This is a genomic window from Arthrobacter sp. 4R501 (genome assembly GCF_002929755.1).
Lineage (GTDB): Bacteria > Actinomycetota > Actinomycetes > Actinomycetales > Micrococcaceae > Arthrobacter.
Genome location: NZ_PJIW01000002.1, coordinates 234,952 through 256,869, shown reverse-complemented (window position 1 = coordinate 256,869; position 21,918 = coordinate 234,952). Strand labels below are relative to the sequence as shown.

Genomic DNA, 21,918 nt, shown 5'->3' with positions numbered 1-21,918 from the left:
GCTTCAGCAGGAATACTCACAGGCTCATCATGCCAGCCGGGAATGCGGCCGGCCGCAGGGTGGTTGGGCCAAACATGCAACGCATCGGCTTCCTGTCCTTCGGCCACTGGGGCCCCGGCCAGGGCTCCCGCACCAGAACCGCCGGCGAGGCCCTGCGCCAGAGCATTGAGCTGGGGGTGGCCGCCGAGGAACTCGGAATCGACGGCGCCTTCTTCCGGGTGCACCACTTCGCCCGTCAGCAGGCGTCGCCCTTCCCGCTGCTGGCAGCCATCGCCGCCCGGACCAGCCGGATAGAGATCGGCACCGGCGTCATCGACATGCGGTACGAAAATCCGCTGTACATGGCTGAGGAAGCCGCCGCCACGGATCTGATCAGCGGCGGCAGGCTGCAGCTGGGCATCAGCCGTGGTTCACCCGAGCCCGCCCGGAACGGGGCCGCCGCCTTCGGCCACCAACCTGCACAAGGGGAGACGGACGCCGACATGGCCCGCCGCCACACTGCCGAGTTCCGGCACGCCATCAGCGGCGCCGGCGTGGCCGAGGCGGACCCGCGCTACGCCGGCGGAGCCGTTGGCCTGTTGCCGGTCCAGCCGCAGTCGCCGGGCCTCACAGAGCGGATCTGGTGGGGCGCCGGAAGCCGCAGCACCGCCGTGTGGGCGGCGGGCCTGGGCATGAACCTGATGAGCTCCACCCTGCTCACTGAGGACACCGGCGTCCCCTTCGACCAGCTGCAGGCGGAGCAAATCCACCTCTTCCGGGAGGCCTGGGCCGCGGCAGGACACAGCCACCAGCCGCGCGTCTCTGTCAGTCGGAGCATCCTGCCAATCGTGGACGACGAGGACAGCAGATATCTTGCGGGCAGCGCGCTGCGGGACAGCCGGGATCAGGTGGGCGTCATCGACGGACTGACGGCCCGCTTTGGCAAGACCTATGCGGGCGCTCCGGATGTCCTGGCCGAGCAGTTGGCGGCCGACGCCGCGGTCCAGGCCGCGGACACGCTGCTGGTGACAGTGCCTAACCAGCTGGGCGTTGATTTTAATGCCAAAATACTGGGAAACATCGCCCGGTACATTGCGCCCGCCGTCGGCTGGACCCCGGCCCGTTCCTGATCCGGCGCCGATTCCGCTGGGTGATCCGCCCGGAACGTAATATCCTGAGAAGGTGCGGGCCATTGAGGCCCGGTTATTCCTCACGGCCTAGAGAGGCTCACCATGTCCGAAAAACTACACCTGACACCGGAAGACGAGTTCCCGGATGATCTTTCCAGCCTCCCGGACCGTGAGCTGCAGGTTTTGGACAGCCAGGTGCAGCGTCAACTGGACTATGAGTACGTGGCCGAGGGCGAACCGAATCCGGAGACGGAGTTCCGGCACCATGACCTTGATGAAGAATTCGAAGACCGAGACGCCCGCTGACCCGGGGAACCATCAGCAAGCCACAGCCGTTAGGCTTGTAGCGGGCTTGGGGGGCTAAGGCCCAAACATTACTGCGTGACTGCGGAACGGTCAGGAGAGAGACATATGGCTCGCACCGCTTTAGGTTTGACTGCATGATCCGGCTACGTCAGCTGGCACAGGCGGCTTCCGTACTGACAACGCCATTGGCACCGGAAGATATTCTGGCGCTCTTTAACCCTGTTTTCTCCGCGCGTCAGCTGCGTGGAGTGGTGACCCGTGTGGTCCAGGAAACGGCACAGTCGGCCACCATCTTCTTCCGTCCCGGCCGCGGCTGGCATTCCCACCTAGCTGGCCAGTGGGCGCGCATCGGCGTTGAGCTGGACGGCGTCCGACACTGGCGCTCCTATTCGCTGAGCGCCCCCGCCGGCAAGGACCCCGCCATCACCGTCACGGACGTGGGCGCTGTTTCCGGAACCCTGGTCCGGACCACCAAGCCGGGCGACGTCCTTTTCCTGGCGCCCCCGCAAGGCGATTTCGTCCTGCCCGAGCACCCCAGGCCGCTCCTGATGGTCACCGCCGGCAGCGGCATCACTCCGGTGATGTCCATGATCCGCACGCTTGTTCCCCGCCGCCCGGATGCCGACGTCGTCCTGGTGCACTCCGCCCGCACGCCCGGCGACAGCCTCTTCCGCGAGGAACTCGCCGAACTGGCTGACCAGTTCCCCAATTTCCGGCTGGCCCACTGGTACACCGGCGAGCAGGGCCGGATGGACCTGACCAACACGGCCGAGCTCGATGACATCTGCCCGGACTGGAAGGAACGGGCCGCCTACGCCTGCGGTCCGGACAGTTTCCTGGACGACGCCGAGGCCCTGTGGAAGCAGGCGTCCCTCACCGCCGGTGCCCCCGGTTCCGATGTTGCGCTCGCCGGCGATCCCGGCAACCTGATGATTGAACGGTTCAACACCACCTTCGCCGGGGGTGTAGGGCACGACGGCGGCCTGGTCACCTTTGAGGCGTCGGACCGGGAAGTTGACGCCGACGGCGATACCCCGCTGCTCGACGTCGGCGAAGACGCCGGGGTGCTGATGCCCAGCGGCTGCCGGATGGGAATCTGCCACAGTTGCCTGACGCCGCTCCTGGCCGGACAGGTCCGTGACCTTCGCACCAACGAGGTCCACGGCGAACCCGGCCAACTAATCCAAACGTGTGTCTCGGCAGCCGCCGGACCCGTCAACCTCGAACTCTGAGGAGCAATACCGCATGTCAGTAGTTTCAGAAAGCAAGAAAGTCTCCGAAAGCAACACCGCCCCCACCGGAGCGGCAAAGACGCGCCCCGGAGCGCTGGCCGAGTCCGGCAGCCCCCTGGTCCGCCCACCTGCCGCCGCGCACCTTACCGACGAACAGGTGGCTGAGCTGGGCCGCGAACTCGACGCGATCCGCGACGAAATCCTGGCCAAGCGCGGCGCCTCCGACGCCGCCTACATCCGCCGCATGATCAAGATCCAGCGCGGGCTGGAGATCTCCGGCCGCGCGGCACTGCTGGTCAGCAAGAACAAGGCAGCCTGGGTCACCGGCACCACGCTGCTGAGCTTCGCGAAGATCCTGGAAAACATGGAACTCGGCCACAACATCCTGCACGGGCAGTGGGACTGGATGCGGGACCCGGACATCCACTCCACCACCTGGGAGTGGGACTTCGTCACCCCTGCGCGCGCCTGGCAGCACACCCACAATGACCTCCACCACCGCTGGACCAACGTGGTGGGCAAGGACAACGACGTCGGGTACAACCTCCTTCGTATGGACGAGAGCCAGCCGTGGAAGCCCCATAACCTGGGCAACCCGTTGTACAACGCTATCCTTTCCCCGCTCTTCGAATGGGGCATCGCCATTTACGACCTTGAGCTTGCTGAGTACCAGGCAGGCAAGAAGTCCAAGGAAGCACTGCACAAGGACCTCAAGGCCCTGGGCCGCAAGGTGGTCACCCAGTTCACCAAGGACTACGCTGCCACGCCCGCCGTCGCCATGCTGACCGGTTCCGGCAAGCAGGCCCTCTATGGCACCCTGACCGCCAACGCCGTCCGCAACGTGTGGGCACACGCCGTGATCTTCTGCGGCCACTTCCCGGAAGGCACTGACACCTTCACCGAGGATATGGTGGAAGGCGAAACCCGCGGCGACTGGTACGTCCGCCAGATGATCGGTTCCGCCAACATCTCCGGGTCCAAGTTCATGCACCTCATGACCGGCAACCTGTCGCACCAGATCGAGCACCACCTCTTCCCGGACCTGCCGTCCAACCGGTACGCCGAGGTTGCTCCGCGGGTCCGCGAGATCTGCCAGCGCTACGGCCTGAAGTACACCACGGGTCCGCTGCTGAAGCAGGTGGGCTCGTCCTGGGCGAAGGTCTTCAAGCTTGCGCTGCCGGGCAAGTCTGCCAGGGCTTGAGCTGACTAAGCCTTAAAAGAGTGGAGGGGCCAGGCGAAACGCCTGGCCCCTCCACTCTTTTTTGTTATCCGGTCTGCTTTTTCAAGAAGGCGAGCAGGGCCTCGTTGACTTCCGCGGCGTGCGTCCACAGCAGGCCGTGCGGGGCGCCGTCGATCTCCACATAGTCGGCGCTGGGCAAGGCCCTGGCGAAGAGGCGCCCGGTGGAATCGATGGGCAGTATTCTGTCCGCCGTGCCGTGGAGAATCAGTGCGGGAACATTGATCCGGGGGATGTCCCCGCGGAAGTCGGTCAGCCACGTGGGCTGGGCGGCGACGGATGCGGTGGCGCCGGCTCCTGAGGCGATTTTCCAGCTGGCATCCAGGACTTCCTGGCTGAGCCGCGGGGTGCCCAGGAATGTGTCCGTGTTGTAGAAGTTCTTGAAGAATTCCGTGAAGAACGCGTACCGGTCCGCGGTGACGGCTGCAGTGAGCCCGTCAAAGACGTCCTGCGGAACGCCGTCCGGGTTGTCTTCGGTTTTCAGGACGAAGGGTTCCAGCGATCCGAGGAACACTGCGCGGGCCACCCGGGCGGAGCCATAGGTGCTCAGGTAGCGGGCAACCTCGCCCGTACCCATGGAAAAGCCCACCAGCACGGCGTTGTGGACGTCCAGCGATTCCAGGAGGGTTTTGAGGTCGGCGGCGAACGTGTCGTAGTCGTAGCCGCTGGTGGTCTTGCTGGACTTGCCGAAGCCGCGGCGGTCGTAGGTGATCACGCGGTAGCCGGCCTCCAGAAGGGCGGTGGTCTGCTTTTCCCAGGAGGATCCGTCCAGCGGGTAGCCGTGGATCAGGACAACGGGCTGGCCGCTCCCGTGGTCTTCAAAGTAGAGCTCGGTATCGGTTCTGTTCTCGGTTCCAACGGTGACGAATGCCATCTCGGCGGTCCTTTCGAAGCTTCGGGATCAGTTTCGGGCGCAAGCAAAAGCCAGCGCCCGGCATTCCCTACTCTAGGGACCGCCCGCCGGGGCACCAAGGATGTGGCTACTGGGTGGGTTGGGGCAGCTCGCAGTTGACCTGCGGGTTGACGCCCAGGTAGTTCAAGGGCCCGGCGACGATGGTCACGGCCACCGTTCCCGCCGCGGCGCAGGACCCTGGAGCCCCGCCGAAATAGCCGCGCTGCCAGGCGGCAATTCCTCCGATGATCAGCCAGATGACAATAAGTGCTCCGAGAAACTTCATGGTGTCCTCCCATGGCGTGGCCTGTGCGTTCAAGTATGCGCCGATATCCGGAAAGCTCACAGGACCAAAAATGCCGCCCCCCTCCCCACCCCCGGACGCTCTCTCACGTCCCGCAGGAAAATCCCGGACGCTCTCTCACCGACCCCAATGAAGGCGTCCCGCCACAGGCCGGCCGACGGCACCCAGCGACGGCAAGAAGGGCTGCCCGGACCTGTCTGTCCATGGATGAGTCCGTCACTCGCAGGACATCGGAAGCCCCGCCGCCGAGAAAGTTTTAGGCGGAGAGGCAGCTCAGCAGCAGGGGGGCAAGCTGGCTGGGTGTCAGCTGGGCGGGCCAGTCCGCCAGGGAGCCGCCGAAGCGGGTGGTTGCCACAAAGGATGTCCGCTCCACCTGGCTGTCACCGCCGTGTCCGCCCTCATCCAGGTGCCCGTGGTCAGTCGTCAGCACCATGAACCAGTCCTCGCCCAGAACCTCCACCCTGTGCCGGATAGCGGACCGGATCCGCGCAAGATGGTTGTCCACCCGGCCCATGGCTGCCGCATACTCCGGTGTGTGCGGCCCGTAGACATGCCCCTCGTCGTCGGCGTCGCAGAAGTAGACAAAGGACAGGTCCGGCCCCCGCCCGGAAATCGCATCGACCGCATGGTCTGCGATCTCGGCATCGACGAGTTTGTAGCCGTAGGTCTCGCCGTCGCGGGCAATCACCCGATGCTGCCCGGAGCGCTGCTGCTCGCGCCGCTCCCAGATCACGGGACCGATACCCGACGGGTCCACCAGCGGGGGCCAACCCCCTGCGGCCAGGGTGGTGGTGCTTTGGTCCGCAAAGTAGGCCTGGCTGAGAAAATCCGGGCAATGCAGCAGGGCATGGCCCACGAAGTGGTTGTCCTTGACCTGATGATCGGCATGGGGACGGCCGGTCAGCAGGGTGGACCAGCCGGGTCCGGACAGCGTCGGCACCTCCATGCGCAGCTCGTTGAAGACCCCGTCAGCGATCACCGCATCTAGGGTTGGCATCAGGCCGCTGCCCCGGGCCAGGTCCACGCGCAGCCCGTCGATGCCCACAAGGCAAATCTTCGGGCTCACGCAGCGACCTCTTCCGTGGCCTCGGCACCGTTGCGGACCCCATCCACCAGCGCAATGTTGTGCCTGGGGGAGACGTCCACGCGCTGGGCAAGGGTGAAGTTGGCCGCCTCATGCGAGGGCAGGTCCACGCGCAGCAGGGAGCCGCCAAGCGAGACATTCGCACTTGTCACGGCGCCGCGCAGCACCAGTGACCTGATGACGCCTGGCCCATCGCCCGTGGCCCTCAGCACGAGGTCCTCCGGCCGCACCAGGGCCTCCAATTCCGTGGCCGGCAAAGCCTCCGGGGCCGCGTTGGATATGGCCATGCGCTGGCCCAGAACCAGCACCTGGGCGCCAAACCGATCCGCCGGTATGCGGTTCACGGCTCCGACAAACTCGGAAATGAAGGCCGTCCGGGGACGCTGGTAGACATCCTCCGGTGTGCCCAGCTGCTCGATTCGGCCGTTGAGCATCACGCCAACGCGGTCGGCCACGGTCAGGGCTTCTTCCTGGTCGTGGGTCACCAGCAGCGTGGTGGTTCCTGCCTGTGTCTGGATCCGCCGGATTTCGTCGCGCAGATGCACTCGTACCTGGGCATCAAGTGCGGAGAGCGGCTCGTCAAGCAGCAGCACGCGCGGCTCGATCGCCAGTGCTCGGGCCAGGGCAACGCGCTGCTGCTGGCCCCCGGAGAGCTGTGAGGGGAAATTGTCCCGATGTTCGCCAAGTCCGACCGTCTCGAGAAGTTCCGTGGCCCGCGCCGTGCGTTTGCCCGTGCCTGCCCCCCTGATCCGGAGTCCGTAGGCGACGTTTTCCAAGGCTGTCATGTGCGGGAACAGGCTGTAGGCCTGGAACACAATTCCGATGCCACGGTTGCGCACGTTGGTATGGGTCACGTTCCGGCCGGCAATCCGCACCGTTCCGGCATCCGGGGATTCCAGGCCGGCCAGGACACGCAGTATGGTGGTCTTGCCACACCCGGACGGTCCCAGCAGTGCCAGGAGCTCTCCGCCGTCGAGGGTCAGATCCAGCTTGTCCAGCACCAACCGTCCGCCAAAACTCTTGCTGATTCCGGTCAATGAAACTTCAGCTGCGTCCCGGGTCATCGGGATATTCCTTTCGTAGCGGAGCATGGCCCCGCGGGGGCGGACTCTTGGAGTTGCAGGCCGTTGGAAGCCTGCCCTTTGGAGCGAGTGGAGCTGCGTTTCCTGATCCGCTTGGCTGACGCCCCGGAGAGCGCCGCAAGTAACAACCAGGTGGCGACGATCGACAAGAAGGACAAGGCTGCAGCGGCGCGCGGTTGGTTCATGCCCACCTCCACCATGAACACCGGGAACGTTGAATGCAGCAGCAGGCTGGCCAGTGCATATTCGCCCAGCACCAGCGCGCAGGACAGGAGGCTTGCCCCCAGCATCGCGGCGCGCAGATTGGGCAGAATGATCCGGACCAGGGTCTGCAGGGGCGTGGCTCCCAGGCTGGCGCTGGCCGCGAACAGGGTCCTGATGTCCAAGGCACGGATGCCGGCATCAAGCGTCCGGTACACCAGCGGCAGGGTCAGCACCATGTAGAACGGCACCAGCGAATAGGTACCGACTAGAAGGCTGGGGGCCACGTTGCGGAAGAACAGGTTGGCGCCGCTCACCAGGGCAATGGCCGGCACCACGTACGGGACCACGGAGAGCCATTCGGTCAGCGGCAGCATCTTGGGTGCACGGAGGTGCAGGAAGAGCAGGGTCGGCACCAGGAGAAGCAGCGAGGCCAGGGTGCTGAGCGCCGCCAACTGAAGGGTGGTGGACAGCTGCGGCAGGAAATTGGTGTTCTGCACTGCGACGTCGAGGGAATCCAAGGTGAATCCCTTGCCCGGCAGCGTGAAGCCGAAGGCCGCGGAGGCTACCAACGGCGTGAAAAAAAGGATTAGCGCGATGGAAAAGATAGTCGCCTGGGCCGTTCCCCGAGTACCGGGGCGGCGCCGCCCCGACGGGGGCTTCGATCCAGCGGGGGCGTCTAGCGCAGCCATTTGTTGCTCCTCCGTTCCAGCAGTGTCCGCAGGCCCATGGAAGCCACCACAATCACGATCATGCCCGTGACCAAGGCGGCGGCGAAGCTGTCGTCGGTCATCACGTTGCCTGAGACGAAGAATCCGATCAGGATCGGCACCAGGTTGACCCGGCCACCGGCCAGTGCATAGGCGGTGGCATAGGCGCTGAAGGAATTGGCGAACAGAAGAAGCAGCGCACCGATGATGGGCGGCCACATGATGGGGAAGGCAATGTCCCTGAGGTAGCGGAAGCGGCTGGCGCCCAGACTGTAAGCGGCCTCGGACCACTGCTTCTTCAGGGCTCCGAAGGCCGGCAGCATCAAGATGGCCATCAGCGGGATCTGGAAATAGAGGTAGACCAGTGCAATGCCCCAAAAGGATGCCAACTGGATGCTGTCACTGAGATTCCAGCCGGTCAGGCTGAGAATCATCCGGGTCACCAGGCCCTGGACCCCGATGGCGGCGACGAATGCGAAGGCCAGTGCCACACCGCCCAGTTGGGACGCCACTGCCGAGAAGGAGAGCACCAGGTTCCGCAGCCATTTGGGCCGCTCGGAGGTGGCCAGGGCCCAGGCCAGGATCAGCCCCAGCACGCCGCCGGCCCCGGCGGTCAGCAGGGAAAGCTGGATGGTCTGCATGAACGCATCCCGGTACTGCGGCTCGAAAAGCTTGGCCATGGAGGCCAGCGAAAGGTTCCCGTCCACGTGGAAGCTGGCCCAAATGTTGGTGGCAATCGGAGCAACGAGGAAAACCGCCAGGAACAGCAGGTACGGCAGGGCCCCCAGCCAGCCAGCCGTGCGGACACGCCCGCGCCGCGGCGCTGCGGGACGTTCACGTCCCGCCGGCGCCGGACCAGCTGCGCCCAAGGCGCGTTCGGCTTGGAGCGTCACAGCGCGGCGACCTTCTGGCCCCACTGGTCGACGATCAGGGCGCTGGCCGCAGCCCCCTGGGCAATCGTCGGGAACTTGATCTTGGCAATCACGTCCGCGCTGGGCAGCTTGGCGAGCGCTTCAGCCGAGAGCTTGCCTGCAGCCTTGAGCTGGACGAACCGCGCAGGCACGGCGCCTCCCAGGGCAAACTGTTCGGAACCTTCGTCGCTTGTCAGCCAGTCCACCCAAAGTCGCGCGGCGTTGGGCCGGGGGCTCTTCGTGGTGACGGGTTGGGCGTAGTAGTTGCCAAAGACACCTTCGGAGAACACCTGGGTTTCCAGCTTGGCGCCGGATTTCGCCAGTTCGCCTGCCATGCCCAGGAAGTTGTAGTTCCAGTCGAAGACGACGGCGGCCTGGCCGGTGCTCAGTGCCGAGACGGGAGAAGTGATGCTCGCCAGGTTCCCGGATTTGGCCAGCTTTTCGAAGAAGTCGATGCCCGGCTGGATGTTGTCCAGGCTGCCGCCGTGCGCCAGCGCCGCCGCGTAGACGGCCGCGATGGACGAGGCACCCTTGCGGGGATCACCGGGGAGGGCGATTTTGCCCTTGTACTTCGGGTCCAGAAGATCGGCCCAGGACTTGGGGCTTTCGACGATCGTGGTGTTGGTGCCGATCTGGACCACGCCGTAGTACGCCCCGACCCACATCCCGTCGGGGTCCTTCAAGTCGGCCGGGATCTCCTCGAAGTTGCTCGGCTTGTAGGCCTCGATCAGCTTCTGGTCGATGGCGGGCTTGGTGAAGGAGTAGCCGATATCAATCACGTCTGGCTGGGTGTCCTGCCCCTTGAGGTTTTTCACCGCCGTGAGCTCATCGGCGCTGGAGGCGTCCGGGTTGGCGACCGGGGTCTCGATGCCGTACTTCTTCTTGAAGCCCTCGAACTGGCCCTTGTAGTTGGCCCAGTCCCCCGGCACGGCGATGAGCTGGACCTTGCCTTCCTTCTGGGCGCCGGCGATGATCTCAGCCAGGTTGGTTCCTGCTGTGGCGGCGCCATTGGGCGTGCTGCCGCAGGCAGCCAGGGCGCCGCCCACTGCGGCAAGGCCTGCCAACCCCAGTGCGCCGCGCATCAGTCCGCGGCGGGAGACTGCTAACGAAGGTGAAGCCGACGAAATGGCTTGGGGATTCATTGGTGTTCTCCAGATTTCTAGGTGGCGCAGAGGCCAGCGTGGAGACTCCAACGTCGCAGCGCAATGTTGCTTCCTGATGAAGGCAAAGTGTCATGCAGATGAACTATGGTCTAGACCATAAATTCATCTGGCGGCCAGGAAGCGGGCCGCGCCACCGCAGTGGACCTTCGCCAGCTACCGCCCGGCGGGATCCACGCGGCCGGAGACGATGATCCGCAGCCGGTCAGTGCGGACAACATCCTCCGAGTACTCCACCGGCCGGCCGTCTTCGCAGAGTGCGGTTCTCTTGATGGTCAGCACGGGGGCGCTGGGGCTGATTTCCAACAACTTCGAATTCGCCTCGCCGGCCACGGAAGGGTTCAGTTCCTCGACGGAAGAGAACGGCGCCAGGCCGAATTCTTCACCCATGACGGCATACATGGAGCCAGTGAGTTGCCGGCCGAGCAGCCCTGGGAACAGATGCGCAGGGAAGTGCGAATCCTCAAGGACCACCGGCGTCGACGCTGCGTACCGGAGGCGGCGGATCCTATGGACTTCGGCGCCGGGCGGCAGTTGCAGGGCCTCCGCGACCAACTTGCTGGCGGGGCGGGTTTGGGCGTCAAGCAGGCGAGAGGAGGCGCTGTGGACACTCTTGAGCAACTGCGCACTGAGTCCCATCAGGTTCGAGATATCCACCGAGGCCCGCGGCTCCGCAATGAAGGATCCGCCCCGGCCGCCAACAGCGCGGTTGAGGCGCCCTTCGTGCTGCAGGGCGTCCAGCGCCTGGCGGAGCGTCATCCGGCTGATGCCCAGCGCGCTTGCCAGCTGCCGCTCAGCGGGAAGCTTGCTGCCCGGGGGCAGTGAGCCGCCAAGAATCAATCCAAGCAGCCAGCCTCGGACCACCTGGTGGGCCGGCAGGGACGGATCAAAGCTGAGGTCCTGCGCCTGCTCCAGCAACTCGTCGCTGTTGATTTTCGACTCCTTCATACCGCCCCGCCGAGGCCTCCAGTGAACCTAGTGGCCCCGGAACCAAGCATAGGTCCATTCGAGCGCCGGCCTCCGGCCGACCTCCAGCCGACCTCCAGCCAGCGGTGTCCACCGGCGGCCAATCACCCGGCTACACTGTCACATGGACCCTGATGGTCTAGACCGAACTTGCTTGCCGCGGGGTGCATTGGACGGCGGTCGCACCGCCTGATTTGCCTTCGCCGCGCAGCCTTTCCGCAGATAGGAACCACACCATGGGCGCAGCCGCCGCCAGCACGCCATCAACCCTTGCCAGCTTCGATGGCGCGCTCTTTGACTTCAACGGCACGCTCTCCGATGACGAGAGCGTGCTACGGGACCTGTTCGTCGAACTGGCTCACACCGAGTGCGGCGTCACCATCACCGAACGGCAATACCAAGATGACCTGGCTGGCCGCAGCGACCGCGAAATCATGGCATCGATCCTGGCACTGGCCTCCGGACCGGCGCGCAGGGTGGAGGAGTTCATGGGCCTCATCGACGCGTCCTACAATGCCCGGGTGGCACGCGAGAGCCTGATCCGGCCGGCCGCTTGTGAGCTGGTCCGCGCCCTTCACGCCGCGGGACTGAAGTTGGCCGTTGTGACAGGGGCCAGCAGGCCGCAGGTACTACCTGCCCTGGAACGGGCGGGCCTGCTGGACCTGTTCGGCGTCGTCGTGACGGACGAGGATGTTTCGGAGGGCAAGCCGCATCCGGAAGGCTTCCAGCGCGCTGCCGCCGCTTTGGGGCTGGAGAACCCTGCCCGCATTGTCGTGTTTGAGGATTCGCTGCCGGGCCTGGGAGCCGTAGCTGCCGCGGGCATGGTTGCCATCTGCGTCGAAGGCACCCATCCCCGCGAGGTACTGGTGCAGCACGCCCGGATCCTGGTCCCGGCGCTCGGACCTGAATGCCTGAAGCTGGAGCTGGGGTAGTTTCGGATCGAGTTCCGCCAGGTTCTCAGGTCTACGCGCTGTCGTCCTGCGGCTGCCCTTGCGTGGTTTGTTCTTGAGAGGAGTCATGCCTCGTTCGTAGGCAACCAAGCTATCGCTTCGATTTGCCGAAGTTGTGCCGCGCCTGTGAAACGGTGCGCAGTGCTGGCCGACGGCGCCGAAGTCGCTGGAGAGCGTCCCGCATGCCGGAAGGCTCCGGGCGAAACGGGCAGCTCTCCAGCGAATTCGCGCCGGTGCTGGGCTTGGAGTAGCGGAGGCGGGCGGCTTACTGCTGCCGTTGCGGCGTCGACTGCTGGCGGGCGGGGGCATCCGCCGGGCAGAGTTGCAGTGCGAGCTCCTGCAGTTCCTTGGGGTGGAACGGCTTGGTCAGGTAGGCGGCAGCGCCGGAGGCCATTCCGGCCAGGATGTCGTCCTCCTCGGACCTGGCCGTGAGGAACAGCAGGGGAGCAGTGCTTAACGCACGGATTGCCCGGGCTACGACGTGCCCGTCCATGTCCGGCAGGCCAAGGTCCAGGGTGATCAGCGAAACCGATGGGTCCGCGGCCGCGGCAATTCCTTCGGCGCCGTTGGCCACCGAACGCACGGAAAAGCCTGCGCGGGTCAGGACCACCGTGATCAGACCGCGGATGTCATCGTTGTCCTCGATGACAAGACAGATGCGTTTTGTTTCCATGAAAGCCCCTCAGCCAACCTTGCCACCAGTGTACGGGGCCGGTGGGCCGAAGAGCGTCACAATGACATATTCCGCAAACCGCCCGCCGGTCACCTCAGCGGACACCTCGTTGAACCCCTCTGCGGGGGGCCGGTTCAGCCGTCGTAATGAGTCCGGGCGGGCCCCTGGCCCAGCGCATTCACCACGGCCGCGGCGACGATATGCAGCTTGGAATTACGGGTGCTGGACGCCGCTTTGAGGAGCTCGAACGCGTCCTGCTGGCTGCACCGGTTCTGGGCCATGATGATGCCCACCGCCATGTCGATCACCGTGCGTGATTCGAGGGTGGCACGCAGATGCGCCGCAGTCTCGCTGTAATGCGCGAAACGCACCGCAAGCCGCAGGGCCAGGGAGGTCTGGCGGACGAAATCCTCCGCAGCCTTCAGGACGCGGCCTTCGAAGCGGGAGGTCCGGTGGGAGTAGAGGAGCAGGGTGGCTTTGGTTTCCCCCTCCAGCCGGAACGGGATGGCCAGGACTGACCGGATGCCTTGGTCCAGGACGGCTTCGCAGTATTCGGGCCAGCGCGCTTCGTCTTTCACGTCAGGAACATGGACCGTCACCTGCTCCAGCGAGGCAGCCATGCCGGGGCTTTGCTCGGACTGGTATTCAATCTGGCTGACAGCGCGGGCAGCGGCGCCGCTGCTGGCAATGGTGGCCGCCTTGCGCTGACGCAGGAGAGTGATGCCGCACAGCACTTCGTCGCCGGGTTCGGAAAGATTGCGGGCCGATACCCGGGCGAGCTCATCCAGGAACTCCTCCACATCGGAGCTGTTGAGGAGTTCTTCGTGGAGGTGCTCGGTGATTGATGTAGCTGATTTTGCTGTTGACTCGCTGGCCACGGTTCTTAGTGCCATTCGCTCAGGTCAAAGGAGCCGGCAACCCTCCGCACAACCCGCCGTAGTGGCAAAAGGGTGGCGACGGTCGCTGGATCGACGAACTGTCCAACGGCCTGCTGCTAAACCGATATCCAGAAGTATATACAGGCCAGCGCCTTGGGAAGCGCCACAAGGCGGCCAGGCCAGGGAGGACTCAAGTACTACCTGCTTACCGCGCGGGTGGCACCGCCGGAGGATCCGGCAGTGAGGCCTCTGGGTTTGAAACTACAAGGAGAGCGGTGGGTTGCCGAGCGCCCACACGAAGAGTCCTTGCACATCGGACACCTCACGCCTCGTCGACCAAAACTGAGTACCCTGCCCCTCATCCAAGAGGTCGTAGCCGGGGAGACCCGCAAAAGTCCAGTACTGCTACGCGTTGATGGGATCACCAGCGCCGGGAAGTATGGGCGTCATCGATCAGCCGGAAGCAAGGTCCCTTAGTGGTTCCCGATGGCTGTGCGTCTCAGCATCTGTCTTTACCCCCAGCCCAAAGGAGTCTCTCTCATGCGCAAAATGACCAAGAAGAACAAGGTCCTGGCAGCAGCCGGTGCCCTGGCACTGGTAGCCGGCGGCGGCGGCGCTGCCTACGCCTACTGGACCACCACGGGCGAAGGTTCAGGTGAGGCGACCAACTCGGCAGGCGAAGGCACAGTGACCCTGTACGCAACGTTCGACGGCGGCCTTGCCCCCGGAGACTTCCGCACGGTGGCGTACACGGCTGACAACGCCGACCCGAACACCAGCACCAAGGTGGGGGTTCTGACCGCTGAGGTAACCAGCACCAGTATCGTGGGCTGCAATACCGAATGGTTCGAGGTCACCGCGGACACCAGCAACACCACCGTCGCGAAGGGCGCGACCGGCACGTCCGTGGGCAGCGGAACCCTGACGTTCAACGACCTCGCAGAGGTCGATCAGAGCCTCTGCAAGGGTGCCGTCGTGACCATCACCGTGGGCAGCGTCTAAGAAGCGTCGTCGGCGGGGAGGAGCAGAACCTCCCCGCCGGCGAATACCACCTCCTCCCGCCCATTGCAGATCAGGTCAGAAGGGCTGAACGTGCAGAATGAAACTGGGTATTTCCGCACAGCCATGCGAAGAACCACCACGGCAGCGAAGGTGCTGCTGGTGGGTCTTGTGGTGATGCTCGTTTCGGCGGGCACCATCTTCGCGGCCAGCCAGGGCGGGAGCCAGGGCAACAACACAAAGGGCGTCACCATCCAGGTGAATCCCTCCAGCCGGACGGTTGACCGGGGCGACCCGGTCAGCTATTCGGTGTCCCTGACCTCAACCAACGGGTTCAGCGGCAGCGTCACCCCCACTGTTTCGGGCCTGCCGGCCAGTACGACGGCGGCCTTCGCACCGGCGTCGGTGACGCTGGGTTCCGGTAAAACCGCCACAGTGGTGCTCACCGTAACGACGGCGGCCACCACACCGGAGGGCAAGTCGGACCTGACTATTGCCACCGCGGCCGGCGCCAGCCAGGCGGCCGGCGTCGTGGTCCAGCTCTTTGTCCAGTCGTCCAAAAAGACCTTCAGCATTTCCGGGAACCTCGGAACCCCGCTCACGCCGGGCGCCAAGATTCCGCTGAATCTTTCCTTCTCCAACCCCAACAACAAGGGCCTGGCACTGTCCAGCCTGTCGGTCTCAATCGCCGGGATCACCCGGACGCAGGCTGCCGTTGCGGCGGGGCTCCCCTGTACAACGGCAGACTACGTGGTGACCACTTACAGCGGGGCCTATCCGCTCACGGTTCCTGCGGGGTCCAAAACGCTCCAGTCGCTCAACCCGGATTCGGCCCAGTGGCCCCAAATCGCCATGCAGGATACGGCACTGAACCAGGACGGCTGCAAGGGCGCCACGCTCCAGCTCGCCTACTCCGGAGCAGGGGAGGGGAACTGACATGTCCGCCACACCGGAAAAGACGTCCCGACGGCTGGCTGCCAAGACTGCGGCAGCAACCGTCGCACTCTGCCTCGCCACGGGAGTGGGCGGAGCGTACGCCTACTGGGCCACGGTGGGTGCCGGATCCGGTGCCGCCACCAACGGCAGCATGGCCACCGTCACCGTAGAGGCCCTCGTGGCGGGCGACAGCCCGCAGAACACCCTTGTCCCGGGCGGCACCGCCGATGTTGCCGTCCGGGCACACAACCCCAACGGCCACGCCGTGCAGGTCTACGCCATCCGCGGCAACGGGGCCGCGACGGTCGACGCGAACCACTCTGCCTGCAGCGGAGTAACCTTCACCAGTCCTGCCGCCCCGCTAAACCCGGTGGTCACCATTCCCCCGAACTCATCCATTGTGATCACGCTGCCGGGCGCTGCCGCCATGTCCTTGGACTCCCCGTCACTTTGCCAGGGCGCGACGTTCGGCCTGCCCGTCACCTTGGAGGCACGGAAATGAGCCGACCCATCCAGACACCGCAGAAGCGTAAGGCCCGGTTGGCCGGAGTTCTCGCAGCAGCCCTTGTTATTTCCTGGGGCGGGCCTGCGGCCAGCGCCTATTGGCAGACGCTCAGCAGCACCAACGGTGGCGCCAAGGCTGACTCCATCCTTGGTGTGGAAGCACCCTTGGCCTCAGGTTCCGCCGGTGCCGCCTCCCTCGGTTGGGCGAAAAGCACGACGACGGCGGGCCGGGCTGTCTCCGGCTACACCGTTGCCCGCTACTCGGCGGCGACCGGCGACAAGGTTGCCGCCGTCGGAACCTGCGCCGGAACAGTCTCCACGCTGAGCTGCAGCGAGGCTGCCTTGCCTTCCGGCACCTGGTATTACACGGTTACACCTGTGCTCGGCTCATGGGCGGCGCCGGAGTCTGCCCGCAGCGTGGGAGTCTTCGTCGCCGACACGACGAAGCCGGACCCGCCGTTGATCATCGCACCCGCATACGTCAATAGTCTCAACGTTTCAGGCGTCCCAGTCCGTGGCACCGCCGAGCCAAGTTCATCGGTGACAGTTACTGTTTCGGGGTCCGGTTCGCTTCCTGTCTCCAAGACGGTCGCTGCCACCGAGAGCGGAGACTGGACCACAGCCGATTTCAACCTCACGGCCTTCAGCCCAGGAGCCGTCACCTACACTGCCACCGCCAAGGATGCGGCAGGTAATGTGAGTGATCCCCGAATAGTGACGCGCACCAAGGACGTCTCCGTGCCAATTGCTTCCACGGTTAGCCTCGAAAACGGCGGAACGAGCGGCATCATTGATCTGGGGGACAAGATTTTCCTCAAGTTCAACGAGGCGCTTGACCCGTCAACAATCTGCAGCGGCTGGTCCGCGGCCGGCGGCAGCCAGTCGGTGAACCAAGTGCTTGTTACCGTGGGTTCCGATGACGTCCTCCGCCTAACAGCGGACGGCTGTACAACTCTGAGGGTCGGGAAAGTCGGGCTTGTCGGCAACTATGCGGGGACAGGCGGGCTGACCTTCGCCGGATCATCCCTTTCATGGAACGTAACAGCGAATCAACTCACTATTACGCTCGGTACCGGTACCGGCTCGCCCCTGGACGTGAATGGCAACGTGAGACCCAACTACACCCCCGACGCCGGGATCGCGGACATCGCTGGCAATCCATTGTCCGCCGCGCAAATTGCCGGGACGAACTCCAAGTTCTAACTCCCCCCAATCCAACGCCAGCCTCCAGGTGCCCTCCCGGAGGCTGGCGTTGTGCTGCGACTTGTGGGCAGAATGAAGCACACGTTGGCGCTGCCGACAGTGGAGCCGAGACCAGCCGGCAGGGACGCCGTGGAGGGACAGGAACATGACCAGACTCCTCATCATCGGGCCGCCGGGCTCAGGGAAAGGCACCCAAGCGGTGCAGATCGCCAAGCACTTCCGCATTCCGACCGTATCCACGGGCGAAATCTTCCGGATCAACGTCAGCGACGAGACGCCGCTGGGCGTAGAGGCCGCCAAGTATCTCGACGACGGCGCTTTTGTCCCGGACCATCTCACCAACGCCCTGGTCAAGGACCGGCTCCTCGACGCCGATCTGCAGCCCGGTTTCCTGCTGGACGGATACCCCAGGACAGCTCCCCAGATCATGGAACTGGACAACATACTGGCGTCCCAGGGCCACCGCCTCGACGCGGTGGTGGAACTCCGCGCACCGGATTCCGAACTGGAGCAACGGATGCTGCGGCGGGCCAAGGAACAAGGCCGGAAGGATGACACCATCGAAGTGTTCCGGCACCGGCTGGACCTCTACCACCGCGAAACCCACGAGGTCGTGGCGGTCTACGCCGGCCGGGGCATATTGGTTTCGGTGGATGGCAGCGGTGACCCAAGTGCCATCACCACACGTGCCATTGGCGCCGTCGAAAAGTTCCTGGCCACCCGGGTGTCGCCATGAGAATTGCAGTGACCGGCGGCAGCGGAAAACTGGGACGGCATGTGGTCCGCAGGCTGACCGACGACGGCCACCAGGTGCTGAACCTGGACCGGGCCGGGGAAAGGAGCCCCGGGCTGGCCATCGTGGACCTGCGCAACTATGGCCAGGTCCTTGACGTCTTCTTGGGTCTCGACGACCGGCATGACGGCTTCGACGCAATCGTCCATCTGGGAGCCATTCCGGCGCCTGGCATCATCCCGGATGCCGCCACCTTCGAGAACAACATGCTCTCGACCTACAACGTCTTCCAGGCGGCGCGGCGGGCCGGGATCAAGAAGGTGGTTTACGCCTCCAGCGAGACGGTGCTGGGACTGCCGTTCGACGTCGACCCGCCCTACATCCCGGTGGATGAGGAATACCCGGCCCGGCCGGAGAGCACGTACTCACTCGTGAAGCACCTCGAGGAGCAGATGGCGATCCAGCTGACGCGCTGGGATCCGGAGCTCAGCATTGCGGGCCTGCGGTTCTCCAACGTCATGGATCCTGAGGACTACGAACGGTTCCCGTCGTTCGATTCGGACGCCGATGCGCGGAAGTGGAACCTCTGGGGCTACATCGACGGGCGCGACGGCGCACAGGCTGTGGCCCGTGCGCTGGAAAACGGCCAGCCCGGGTTCCAGGCTTTCATCATCGCGAACGCGGACACTGTCATGACGCGTTCCAGCGCCAGCCTCGCCGCGGAGGTATTCCCCAACGTCACCGTGACCAAGGAGCTGGGCGAACACGAGACTTTGCTGTCCATCGACAAGGCCCGGCGCCTGTTGGGCTACGAGCCTGAACACACGTGGCGGACCTACCACTCCAACAGGACCACGCCCACGGAAGACTGAGGCGCGGAAGGCTGATCGGAAGGGTAGGCGGGGGAGGGCGGTCCCTCAAGAATTCCGCAGGCGCCGAAAGGTTGGCGCAGGATCGGCTCAATTCCCGGCCGCGGCGCGTGGCGGGCTCCTAATCTGGTGATAGGCGGGGATTTGTTGCCGCCAGCATCAATCCAGACCGTCACATTAGGACCCCGCCATGCGCACCTTCCGTTTTGTGCTGCCCGCTGCCGCCATGCTGATATCTGCGGTGGCCCTGACCGCATCTGGCCTGCCCGCCGCCGCCGTTGCACCGCCCCTTGCCCCGGCCGGCAACGACGCAAGCGTCCGCTACCTGGTCCGCTTCACCGCGGAAACGGACGTCCCGGCCGAGGCGGCGCGCCTCAAGTCCCAGGGCATCGGCGTCGGCCGCTCCTTTTCGCACGCCCTGCGCGGCGCCGTGGTCACGGCGACGCCGGCGCAAGCCGCGGCATTGTCCCGTGAGGCGGGCGTCGCGTCGGTTGAGGTGGATGCGCCCATCACACTCTCCGCAACGCAGCAGCCCGCGCCATGGGGGTTGGACCGCGTGGACCAGCGGCCCCTGCCTCTTTCGGGTTCCTACACGTGGACCGCCGCCGGAACGGGAGTCAGCGCGTACGTGGTGGACACCGGCGTGCTCGCGTCGCACTCAGATTTTGCCGGCCGCGTGGCAGCAGGCTGGACGGCCGTGGCCGATGGCCGCGGATCCGGCGACTGCAACGGCCACGGCACGCATGTGGCCGGAACGGTGGCCGGGACCACCTACGGCGTGGCAAAGGCGGCGACGATCGTTCCCGTCAGGGTGCTGGACTGCTCCGGCTCCGGCTTCAACTCCGACGTCGTTGCCGGCCTGGACTGGATCGCCGCCAACCACGCTGCGGGAACTCCAGCCGTGGTGAACATGAGCCTGGGCGGAGTGGCCAGCGCGGCCGTGGATTCGGCGCTCCAGGGTGTTATTAACGACGGCGTTACTGCAGTGGTTGCCGCCGGCAACTCTGCCGCGGACGCCTGCGGGAGCTCGCCGGCGAGGCTACCTGCAGCGGTCACGGTGGCAGCCAGTGATTCCGCCGACCGTCAGGCCTCCTTCTCCAACTTCGGTTCCTGCGTGGATCTGTATGCACCCGGCGTCGGCATTGTCTCCGCGTCGTACAGCTCGGCCACCGCAACCGCCTCCATGTCCGGCACGTCCATGGCAGCGCCCCACACGGCCGGCGCCGCGGCGCTGCTGCTGTCCCAGAACCCGGCGCTTACACCGGCCCAGGTCGCTGCGTCGTTGGCCTCGAACGCCACTGCCGGCGCCATCACGGGCATCGGAACCGGCACGCCGAACCGCCTGCTGTACGCCGCCGCGGCGGCTCCGGCACCTGCGCCCGCACCGGATCCCGTGGCGCCTGCCCCCACAGTTACGGCCAAATCACCCGCAGCACAGTCGACGGCGGTACCCGTGGCCAGCAATGTGACGGCCACGTTCAGCAAGGCCGTCCAGGGTGTTGGTGCCGGAACATTTACGCTCCGGAACGCCGCCGGCACCGCAGTCCCGGCAACGGTCAGCTACAACGCGACAACCAAAACGGCCACCCTCGATCCCACCGCCAACCTGGCCGCGGATGTCACCTTCACTGCCACGCTGGTGGGCGGCGCCACCGCCATCCGAGACACCGCAGGCACGCCCTTGGCCAGCACGAGCTGGACGTTCACAACCGGCCCGGCGCCCACGGTCACAGGGTTCACGCCGGGCAGCAACTCCGTCCTGGTCCGGCGGAACAACAACCTTTCGGTGACCTTCAGCGAGCCGGTCCAGGGCGTCAGCGCCGCCACGTTCACGGTGAAGAACGCCTACACCGGGGCAGTGGTCACGGCCGCCGTCTTCCGCAACGGCACCACCAATCAGTGGATCCTGGACCCGCAGAACACCCTGGCAGCCAAGACGAAATACACGGTGACCGTAACCGGCGGCGGGACGTCCATCCGCGACCTCGCAGGGAATCAGTTGGCCACGAAGACGTGGCAGTTCACCACGGGTTCGTTCTAGCTGTCGGTGGTGGAAAGGGAGGCCGACGGCGGCAATTGGGGGGCGCCGTCGGCCTCTGTTGTGTGTTGCGGGAAAGCATCCGGCGTCACGCCTTGATGGTGCTTGGACCAGATATGGCCCACCTCCTCAGCGAACTGTTCCATGATCCTGCTCATGGCGGCATGGGCGGCGTCGGCCTCACCGCGCTGGATGGCGCTGGCCACGTCAACGTGAAGCTGAAGTGCTTCGTGGTGCGGCAGATCTGGCATCAGGCCGTGTTCCGTCCGGCCGGTGAGGACCTCGGCCACAAGATTCTGGAGCTGGGCAAACATGGCGTTGCCGGAAGCCTTGAGTACGGCGGCATGGAACTCCACGTCCAGCCGGAGGAACTCCTCCTGCTCTCCGCGCTGGCCCGCGGCCCATAACCGCGCAGCCAGTGAGACAAGATCGCTGCCGGCATCCCAGGAGGCCCGCTCGGCCGCGAGCCGGGCAGCTTGTGGTTCGATCGCGCCGCGGAGTTCGTTGAGGGCCTGAAGCTGCTCCAGCCGCCGGGACGAGGCCAGCCGCCAGCGGATCACCTGGGGATCGTAAAGGTTCCAGGCCTCTTCGGGCTGCACCACGGTGCCGAACCGCCTGCGGGATGCCAGCATGCCTTTGGAAGACAGAACCCGGGCCGCTTCCCGGACCACCGAGCGGGATACCTTGTGCTGCGCCTCCAGCTCGTCCAGCCGCACCACCGAATTCGGCGCGAGTGTCCCCTCGGCGATGGCGAGTCCCAAACTCTGGACCAACGCGGTATGCCGGTCGGTAGGGGACTCCGCCTTTGGGGTTTTCATAAATAAATCATACTGGCTACCAAATGGGGTTGTTTAAGTCTGCCTTATTTACCTATGCTCTCTTCCAGAGCAGATGTAAAGATGCATTTGTGGACGGCTGGACAGTGACGTCAGCCTCGAAGC

Annotated in this window: 23 protein-coding genes; 12 read left to right on the top strand and 11 right to left on the bottom strand. The window is 65.2% G+C overall.

Annotated elements, in window-relative coordinates; genetic code table 11:
* Positions 1 to 74 precede the first annotated feature (74 nt).
* The 4 genes from CXR02_RS02710 to CXR02_RS02695 all read left to right on the top strand — a co-directional run bounded on the left by CXR02_RS02710 (position 75) and on the right by CXR02_RS02695 (position 3,848).
* Positions 75 to 1,109, top strand: a complete 1,035-nt coding sequence (locus CXR02_RS02710) for an LLM class flavin-dependent oxidoreductase (protein WP_104060584.1) — start codon at positions 75 to 77, stop codon at positions 1,107 to 1,109.
* Between the two features lie 102 nt (positions 1,110 to 1,211).
* Positions 1,212 to 1,415, top strand: coding sequence for a hypothetical protein (locus CXR02_RS02705; RefSeq protein WP_104060583.1), 204 nt, complete (start codon positions 1,212 to 1,214; stop codon positions 1,413 to 1,415).
* A gap of 134 nt (positions 1,416 to 1,549) precedes the next feature.
* Positions 1,550 to 2,647, top strand: coding sequence for a ferredoxin reductase (locus CXR02_RS02700; RefSeq protein WP_104060582.1), 1,098 nt, complete (start codon positions 1,550 to 1,552; stop codon positions 2,645 to 2,647).
* A 13-nt stretch (positions 2,648 to 2,660) separates the two neighbouring features.
* Positions 2,661 to 3,848, top strand: a complete 1,188-nt coding sequence (locus tag CXR02_RS02695; protein WP_104060581.1) for an acyl-CoA desaturase — start codon at positions 2,661 to 2,663, stop codon at positions 3,846 to 3,848.
* Positions 3,849 to 3,912: 64 nt separating this feature from the next.
* On the opposite strand, the gene CXR02_RS02690 is transcribed toward CXR02_RS02695, so the two are convergent.
* The 8 genes from CXR02_RS02690 to CXR02_RS02655 form a co-directional block, all read right to left on the bottom strand.
* Positions 3,913 to 4,758, bottom strand: a complete 846-nt coding sequence (locus CXR02_RS02690; RefSeq protein WP_104060580.1) for an alpha/beta fold hydrolase — start codon at positions 4,756 to 4,758, stop codon at positions 3,913 to 3,915.
* A 106-nt stretch (positions 4,759 to 4,864) separates the two neighbouring features.
* Complete coding sequence (locus tag CXR02_RS02685; RefSeq protein WP_104060660.1) at positions 4,865 to 5,062, bottom strand: hypothetical protein; 198 nt, start codon at positions 5,060 to 5,062, stop codon at positions 4,865 to 4,867.
* Positions 5,063 to 5,336: 274 nt separating this feature from the next.
* The gene (locus CXR02_RS02680) at positions 5,337 to 6,146 is read right to left on the bottom strand and encodes an alkaline phosphatase family protein (protein ID WP_104060579.1); all 810 of its coding nucleotides are present in this window, start codon (positions 6,144 to 6,146) and stop codon (positions 5,337 to 5,339) included.
* Positions 6,143 to 7,228, bottom strand: coding sequence for an ABC transporter ATP-binding protein (locus CXR02_RS02675; RefSeq protein ID WP_104060578.1), 1,086 nt, complete (start codon positions 7,226 to 7,228; stop codon positions 6,143 to 6,145). The genes CXR02_RS02680 and CXR02_RS02675 overlap by 4 nt, the downstream gene beginning before the upstream one ends.
* A complete protein-coding gene (locus tag CXR02_RS02670; protein ID WP_104060577.1) occupies positions 7,225 to 8,139 on the bottom strand; it encodes an ABC transporter permease in 915 nt (304 codons plus the stop codon). Before CXR02_RS02670 ends, CXR02_RS02675 begins: the two co-directional genes overlap by 4 nt.
* Positions 8,127 to 9,050 (bottom strand): ABC transporter permease subunit, encoded by a 924-nt coding sequence (locus tag CXR02_RS02665; protein WP_219816380.1) that lies wholly within the window; start codon positions 9,048 to 9,050, stop codon positions 8,127 to 8,129. Before CXR02_RS02665 ends, CXR02_RS02670 begins: the two co-directional genes overlap by 13 nt.
* A complete protein-coding gene (locus CXR02_RS02660; RefSeq protein WP_219816379.1) occupies positions 9,047 to 10,210 on the bottom strand; it encodes an ABC transporter substrate-binding protein in 1,164 nt (387 codons plus the stop codon). The genes CXR02_RS02665 and CXR02_RS02660 overlap by 4 nt, the downstream gene beginning before the upstream one ends.
* Before the next feature lie 174 nt (positions 10,211 to 10,384).
* Positions 10,385 to 11,176 (bottom strand): GntR family transcriptional regulator, encoded by a 792-nt coding sequence (locus CXR02_RS02655; RefSeq protein WP_104060576.1) that lies wholly within the window; start codon positions 11,174 to 11,176, stop codon positions 10,385 to 10,387.
* Positions 11,177 to 11,430: 254 nt separating this feature from the next.
* Between CXR02_RS02655 and CXR02_RS02650 the strand changes: the two genes are divergently transcribed.
* Positions 11,431 to 12,126 (top strand): HAD family phosphatase, encoded by a 696-nt coding sequence (locus CXR02_RS02650; RefSeq protein WP_104060575.1) that lies wholly within the window; start codon positions 11,431 to 11,433, stop codon positions 12,124 to 12,126.
* A gap of 283 nt (positions 12,127 to 12,409) precedes the next feature.
* On the opposite strand, the gene CXR02_RS02645 is transcribed toward CXR02_RS02650, so the two are convergent.
* Positions 12,410 to 12,817 (bottom strand): response regulator transcription factor, encoded by a 408-nt coding sequence (locus CXR02_RS02645; RefSeq protein ID WP_104060574.1) that lies wholly within the window; start codon positions 12,815 to 12,817, stop codon positions 12,410 to 12,412.
* 134 nt (positions 12,818 to 12,951) lie between these two features.
* Positions 12,952 to 13,695 (bottom strand): GAF and ANTAR domain-containing protein, encoded by a 744-nt coding sequence (locus tag CXR02_RS02640; RefSeq protein WP_104060657.1) that lies wholly within the window; start codon positions 13,693 to 13,695, stop codon positions 12,952 to 12,954.
* Positions 13,696 to 14,235: 540 nt separating this feature from the next.
* Here CXR02_RS02640 and CXR02_RS02635 point away from each other — a divergent pair.
* From CXR02_RS02635 to CXR02_RS02605, 7 genes are all read left to right on the top strand, one after another.
* Positions 14,236 to 14,697 (top strand): hypothetical protein, encoded by a 462-nt coding sequence (locus CXR02_RS02635; protein ID WP_104060573.1) that lies wholly within the window; start codon positions 14,236 to 14,238, stop codon positions 14,695 to 14,697.
* A 90-nt stretch (positions 14,698 to 14,787) separates the two neighbouring features.
* A complete protein-coding gene (locus CXR02_RS02630; protein ID WP_258060688.1) occupies positions 14,788 to 15,630 on the top strand; it encodes a hypothetical protein in 843 nt (280 codons plus the stop codon).
* A 1-nt stretch (position 15,631) separates the two neighbouring features.
* Positions 15,632 to 16,132: a hypothetical protein gene (locus CXR02_RS02625; protein WP_104060572.1), complete on the top strand. Its 501-nt coding sequence runs from the start codon at positions 15,632 to 15,634 to the stop codon at positions 16,130 to 16,132.
* The gene (locus CXR02_RS02620; protein WP_104060571.1) at positions 16,129 to 17,337 is read left to right on the top strand and encodes a hypothetical protein; all 1,209 of its coding nucleotides are present in this window, start codon (positions 16,129 to 16,131) and stop codon (positions 17,335 to 17,337) included. Before CXR02_RS02625 ends, CXR02_RS02620 begins: the two co-directional genes overlap by 4 nt.
* A gap of 145 nt (positions 17,338 to 17,482) precedes the next feature.
* Complete coding sequence (locus CXR02_RS02615; protein ID WP_104060570.1) at positions 17,483 to 18,073, top strand: adenylate kinase; 591 nt, start codon at positions 17,483 to 17,485, stop codon at positions 18,071 to 18,073.
* Positions 18,070 to 18,942, top strand: coding sequence for an NAD(P)-dependent oxidoreductase (locus tag CXR02_RS02610; protein ID WP_104060569.1), 873 nt, complete (start codon positions 18,070 to 18,072; stop codon positions 18,940 to 18,942). The genes CXR02_RS02615 and CXR02_RS02610 overlap by 4 nt, the downstream gene beginning before the upstream one ends.
* 187 nt (positions 18,943 to 19,129) lie before the next feature.
* Complete coding sequence (locus CXR02_RS02605) at positions 19,130 to 20,980, top strand: S8 family serine peptidase (RefSeq protein WP_258060687.1); 1,851 nt, start codon at positions 19,130 to 19,132, stop codon at positions 20,978 to 20,980.
* Here the strand turns inward: CXR02_RS02605 and CXR02_RS02600 are convergent.
* Positions 20,977 to 21,795 carry a FadR/GntR family transcriptional regulator gene (locus tag CXR02_RS02600; protein ID WP_104060568.1) on the bottom strand — a complete coding sequence of 273 codons (819 nt, stop codon included), beginning with the start codon at positions 21,793 to 21,795 and terminating at the stop codon, positions 20,977 to 20,979. The genes CXR02_RS02605 and CXR02_RS02600 overlap by 4 nt on opposite strands.
* Positions 21,796 to 21,918: the final 123 nt, after the last annotated feature.